This is a genomic window from Streptomyces sp. (assembly GCF_031181555.1).
Taxonomy (GTDB): Bacteria; Actinomycetota; Actinomycetes; order Streptomycetales; family Streptomycetaceae; genus Streptomyces; species Streptomyces fimbriatus.
In genome coordinates this window covers 1-5,397 of sequence record NZ_JAPSKQ010000263.1, presented here as the reverse complement: position 1 = coordinate 5,397, position 5,397 = coordinate 1, and the positions used below count along the sequence as shown (strand labels likewise).

The window sequence follows — 5,397 nt, the reverse complement described above, 5'->3', positions numbered from 1 at the left end:
CCGCACTCGACCTGCCGCCTGCCAGGCTCTGGAGCCTAGGACGGCGGGGGGCGCCTCCGCGGGCCGATAACCCGCGGATTAGCACGTACGAGTGACGACGGTCCCCTTACGGGGTAGCCGCACGCCGAGGGGTGTCAGGACTCCTGCGGTGCCGTCGGTGTGGCCGGCGACACGGGTGCGGCCGACGTGGCCGGCGACGCGGGTGCGGCGGTGACGTCCTGCTCGGGCACGGCCTGACCGGAGCGGATCAGCTCGATCCGGCCCATGACCTTGGACCGCAGGTCGCCCGGCACGTCGTCATGCCCGCAACACCGCTTGACCAGCTTCTTCACCGCCTGCTCCAGGCCGTACTTCTCCAGGCACGGCGAGCATTCCTCGAAGTGGTGCTCGAACTTCACGCAGTCCGAGTCCGGCATCTCACGGTCGAGGAACTCGTAGAGATGATCGAGGATTTCGCTGCAATCCGTCTCGTGCGGCTCTCCGCAGCTCATGACCCCGAGCCTTTCGCTTCGTTCGACTCTCCGGCGCCGGCCGGGACCAGTCCGCGTTCACGGGCGTAGTCCTCGAGCATGCCGCGCAGCTGACGGCGGCCCCGGTGCAGCCGGGACATCACCGTACCGATGGGTGTCCCCATGATGTCGGCGATCTCCTTGTAGGCAAAGCCCTCGACGTCCGCGAGATACACGGCGATGCGGAACTCCTCGGGGATCGCCTGGAGCGCTTCCTTCACGTCCGAGTCGGGCAGGTGGTCCAGCGCCTGCGACTCCGCGGAGCGCAAGCCCGTGGACATGTGCGACTCGGCACGCGCGAGCTGCCAGTCCTCGATCTCCTCGGCCGCGCTGCGCTGGGGTTCGCGCTGCTTCTTGCGGTACGAGTTGATGAAGGTGTTGGTGAGGATCCGGTACAGCCACGCCTTGAGGTTGGTGCCCTCCCGGAACTGGTGGAAGGACGCGTACGCCTTGGCGTAGGTCTCCTGCACCAGGTCCTCCGCGTCGGCCGGGTTGCGCGTCATGCGCAGCGCGGCCGAGTACATCTGGTCGAGGAACTCGAGCGCGTCCCGCTCGAAGCGCGCGCTGCGCTCCGCGGTCGACTCCGCGCCCGTGCCGCTGCCCCGGCCCTCGGGCTGCTCCGCCTGGCCGTGTTCGGTCCCTGCGTCGGTACCGGGAACCGGACCCACCTCCTCCAGAGTTGTCGCGAGACCGAAACCGGTCTCACCCGAATCGGAGGATAGACGACGATCCGGTCCGCCCGCCGCCCGAATAGGGGCGGTCTTGGCCGCGTGCAGCACCGTCCACTCCAGGTCGGCGCGGCTGCTGCGGCTCGGGCAAAAGATCGAACCCATGCGGCGGACTTCCTCTCCTACGGCGGCGGTGCCGCTGACCGGCACGTACGTCCGGCTCAACAGTGGGGGCCGCCCGGACATTCCCGGCGCGTCACCCGAGTGAGCCGGACCACCGCACGACCGCGTCCGTGACCGCCGCCACGGCCTCCTCCTGCGTGATGCCCGCCCGTTTGGGGACGGCGAAGCCGTGATCGCCGTGCGGAACCCCGACCAGTTCGTACGCCCATCCGTCTCCCACCACCGCCCTCGCACCGACGCTCCCCCGGAGCTGAACGCCCGGGGGGACCCCCGTCGCGCGCCCTCTCCCGTACCCGGGGAACTCCTCCGGCCTGCCGAACGGGTCGTTCCCGCCCTGGACGACGAGGGTGGGCACCCCGGCCCCGAGCAGCTCGTCGGCGCGGGACTTCTCGGGCCTGCCCGGCGGGTGCAGGGGGAAGCTCAGCGCGAGCACCGCGTGGGCGCCCAGCTCGCCGGCCGTGCGGCAGGCGACACGGGCGCCCGCGCTGCGCCCGCCCGCGATCACCGGCAGCCCCGGCCCGGTCAGCGCGGGCCAGACGCCGCGCCAGCCGGCGTCGAGGGTCTTCGGCGCCGGGGCCACCTTCTTGCCGGCCACGCGCCAGGGCTGTTCGACGAGGGCCACGGTCACGCCGTGGGCGGGCAGGACGGCGGCGAGGGCCTTCAGGTCCCGTGCCTCGATGCCGCCGCCGGCGCCGTGGCCGGCCGCGAGGACGAGGCGTGCGCCACGCGGGGCGCGATGCCAGGTGATGCGGGCGGGGCCGGCGTCCGTCTCGACGGTTTCGACGGTCACGTCGGAGCTCTCGGAGATCACGTCGGAAGAGTGTGCGCTCACGTCAGAAGAGTGTGCCCTCTTCCGGGGCGGCCAGCTCCGTCAGCAGCTCCGGACCGTTGTTGCGGACGTTGCTGACCGCCGTGGAGACCGGGTAGGCGCGCATCAGGCCGGGGGGCGGCGGGGCGAGCAGTGCGCGCAGGTCGTCCGTGTCCGTGCGGGAGGGGTCCAGCCAGCTGTCCCAGCGGTCCGGTGTGAGCATGAGCGGCATCCGCGGGTGGATCTCGGCCAGGGTGTGCGGGCCGTCCGCCGGGGACACCGCGAGCGGACTCGTCTCCGCCTCGGTGGTGATGACGGAGCACGTCGCCCACCAGGCCTGCGGGTGGTCGTCCGGCAGCGTCCGGTCCCGCCAGAACTCGTACAGCCCGGCCATCGCGAAGACCGAGCCGTCCGCCGGCGTCACGAAGTACGGCTGCTTGCGGGGGCGCTTCTTCTTCCCCTCGACCTCCAGGTCCCGCTCCTGCTTGCCGGTGACCCATTCGTAGTAGCCGTCGGCGGGCAGGATGCAGCGCCGGGCGGCGAAGGCGCGCCGGTAGGAGGGCTTCTCGTGGACGGTCTCCGCGCGTGCGTTGATCATCCGGGCGCCGCCCTCGGGCGTCTTCGACCACGAGGGGATCAGGCCCCACTTCAACCTGCGCAGCTGCCGAACCGGACGCGGGTCGTCCACGTCTTTCAGAGGACGGTCGAGTACGGCGTAGACCTCTTTGGTGGGAGCCACGTTGTAGTCGGGCGCCAGGGTCTCCTCCGGCTCCCACTTGTCGATCTCGAAGATTCCCGCGAGATCCTCGGGCCCACGACTCGCTGCATACCGTCCGCACATACGTGCAACACTGCCAGACTCCGCACGCGCAGGCAGAGGGAGCCACCGGGAACACATGGAAAGCACCGCGAACATGGTCGGCACCGCGTCCGCCTCCCTCGCCTCCCTCTGGGACGAGGTCTCCGGCACCCAGCCCGACCCGGACCTGTGGGTGGTCGTGGCCACCCTGACCGCCGCGCTCGCCGTCGTCGTGCCGCACGGGCTGTGGCGGCTCTCCCGCAACGCCATCACCATCGCCCATGAGGGTGGTCACGGGCTCGTGGCCCTGCTCACCGGCCGCACCCTGACGGGGATACGCCTGCACTCGGACACCAGCGGCCTGACCGTCAGCCGCGGCAAACCGCACGGCATCGGCATGATCCTGACCGCGGCGGCCGGCTACACCGCTCCCCCGCTGCTGGGCCTGGGCGGCGCCTCGCTGCTCGGCACCGGGCGCATCACGCTGCTGCTGTGGCTGGCGACGGCGCTGCTGATCGCGATGCTGGTGATGATCCGCAACGCGTACGGGGCGCTGACCGTGCTCGTCACCGGCGGCACGTTCGTGGTCGTGTCCTGGCTCACCGGGCCCCAGGTGCAGGCGGCGTTCGCGTACGCCGTGGTGTGGTTCCTGCTGCTGGGCGGGGTGCGCCCGGCCTTCGAGCTGCAGGCCAAGCGGGCGCGCGGCGGCGCGGGAGACTCGGACGCGGACCAGTTGTCCCGGCTGACCCACGTACCGGCGGGACTGTGGTTCTTCCTGTTCCACGCGGTGTCGCTGTGCTCCCTGATCGGCGGAGGACGCTGGCTGCTGGGGGTGTGAGGGCCGGCCGGGGGCACGGGCGGTGCCGACGGGCGGCTCCCTTCGGGGAGCGACCAGCCACAACGCTGCCGTACCCGAACCACCCCCGCCCACTAAAGTGGGGCGCATGACCGTTAACCCCGCACACACCGCCCTCTGGCCCGCCCCGCACGCGAGCGGAGCCGTCGACGCGACGGTCCACGTGCCCGGGTCCAAGTCGGTCACCAACCGCGCCCTCGTGCTCGCCGCCCTCGCCTCCGAGCCGGGCTGGCTGCGCCGCCCGCTGCGCTCCCGCGACACCTTGCTGATGGCGGGCGCGCTGCGCGCCATGGGGGTCGAGATCGAGGAGGGCGTGGGTCCGGACGGCACCGGTGAGGCCTGGCGGGTGCTCCCCACGGGCCTGCACGGTCCGGCCACCGTCGACGTCGGCAACGCCGGCACGGTGATGCGGTTCCTGCCCCCGGTCGCCACGCTGGCCGACGGCCCCGTCCGCTTCGACGGCGATCCGCGCTCCTACGAGCGTCCCCTGAACGGCGTCATCGACGCGCTGCGCCGGCTGGGCGCCCGGATCGACGACGACGACCGCGGCGCGCTGCCGATGACCGTGCACGGCGGCGGCGCCCTGGACGGCGGCACGGTCTCGGTCGACGCGTCCTCGTCCTCCCAGTTCGTCAGCGCCCTGCTGCTGTCCGCGCCGCGCTTCAACCAGGGCGTCGAGGTCCGGCACACCGGCTCGACGCTGCCCTCCCTGCCGCACATCCGCATGACCGTCGACATGCTCCGCGCGGTCGGCGCCCAGGTCGACACCCCGGAGTCGGGCGGCGAGCCCAACGTCTGGCGGGTCACCCCGGGCGCCCTGCTCGGCCGGGACCTGACCGTCGAGCCCGACCTGTCCAACGCCCAGCCGTTCCTGGCGGCGGCGCTGGTGACCGGCGGCAGGGTCGTCATCCCGGACTGGCCGGCCCGCACCACCCAGCCCGGTGACCGCCTGCGGGAGATCTTCACCGACATGGGCGGCTCCTGCGAGCTGACCGAGTACGGGCTCGTGTTCACCGGCTCCGGTTCGATCCACGGCATCGACGTGGACCTCGGCGAGGTCGGCGAGCTGACGCCGGGCATCGCGGCCGTCGCGGCGCTCGCGGACTCGCCGTCCACCCTGCGCGGCGTGGCCCACCTGCGGCTGCACGAGACGGACCGCCTGGCCGCGCTCACCAAGGAGATCAACGAGCTCGGCGGCGACGTCACCGAGACCGCCGACGGCCTGCACATCCGCCCGCGCCGGCTGCACGGCGGGGTCTTCCACACCTACGAGGACCACCGCATGGCCACCGCCGGCGCGATCATCGGCCTCGCGGTCGCGGGGGTGCAGATCGAGAACGTGGCGACCACGGCGAAGACCCTGCCGGACTTCCCCGAGCTGTGGACCGGGATGCTCGGACAGTAGGGACTCACGACCATGCGCCGCTACGGCAAGCACACCGACGAGGACGACATCCGCTCGCGCCCGAACCGCAAGGGCAACCGGCCGCGCACCCACATCCGGCCCAAGCACGAGGACGCCGCCGAGGGCATGGTCCTCACCGTCGACCGGGGCCGGCTGACCTGCCTCGTCG

At 72.3% G+C, this 5,397-nt stretch carries 6 protein-coding genes and 1 pseudogene; 3 read left to right on the top strand and 4 right to left on the bottom strand.

Features of this window, described 5'->3' with window-relative positions:
- Nucleotides 1–134 precede the first annotated feature (134 nt).
- The 4 genes from rsrA to RIM90_RS30170 all read right to left on the bottom strand — a co-directional run bounded on the left by rsrA (nucleotide 135) and on the right by RIM90_RS30170 (nucleotide 3,009).
- Entirely contained in the window at nucleotides 135–491 is a 357-nt protein-coding gene (gene rsrA, locus RIM90_RS30185) for a mycothiol system anti-sigma-R factor (protein ID WP_309063919.1), read from the bottom strand.
- A complete protein-coding gene (sigR, locus tag RIM90_RS30180) occupies nucleotides 488–1,177 on the bottom strand; it encodes an RNA polymerase sigma factor SigR (RefSeq protein ID WP_309063921.1) in 690 nt (229 codons plus the stop codon). Before sigR ends, rsrA begins: the two co-directional genes overlap by 4 nt.
- Nucleotides 1,178–1,433: 256 nt before the next feature.
- Complete coding sequence (locus tag RIM90_RS30175; RefSeq protein ID WP_375165613.1) at nucleotides 1,434–2,171, bottom strand: alpha/beta family hydrolase; 738 nt, start codon at nucleotides 2,169–2,171, stop codon at nucleotides 1,434–1,436.
- A 22-nt stretch (nucleotides 2,172–2,193) separates the two neighbouring features.
- A complete protein-coding gene (locus RIM90_RS30170) occupies nucleotides 2,194–3,009 on the bottom strand; it encodes an SOS response-associated peptidase (protein WP_309063917.1) in 816 nt (271 codons plus the stop codon).
- A 73-nt stretch (nucleotides 3,010–3,082) separates the two neighbouring features.
- Between RIM90_RS30170 and RIM90_RS30165 the strand changes: the two genes are divergently transcribed.
- From RIM90_RS30165 to RIM90_RS30155, 3 genes and pseudogenes are all read left to right on the top strand, one after another.
- On the top strand, nucleotides 3,083–3,805 hold the full coding sequence (locus tag RIM90_RS30165; protein ID WP_309063920.1) for a M50 family metallopeptidase: 723 nt from the start codon (nucleotides 3,083–3,085) through the stop codon (nucleotides 3,803–3,805).
- 106 nt (nucleotides 3,806–3,911) lie between these two features.
- Nucleotides 3,912–5,228, top strand: coding sequence for a 3-phosphoshikimate 1-carboxyvinyltransferase (aroA, locus tag RIM90_RS30160; RefSeq protein WP_309063916.1), 1,317 nt, complete (start codon nucleotides 3,912–3,914; stop codon nucleotides 5,226–5,228).
- A 12-nt stretch (nucleotides 5,229–5,240) separates the two neighbouring features.
- Nucleotides 5,241–5,397 (top strand): annotated as a pseudogene (locus RIM90_RS30155) (ribosome small subunit-dependent GTPase A); the annotation flags it as partial.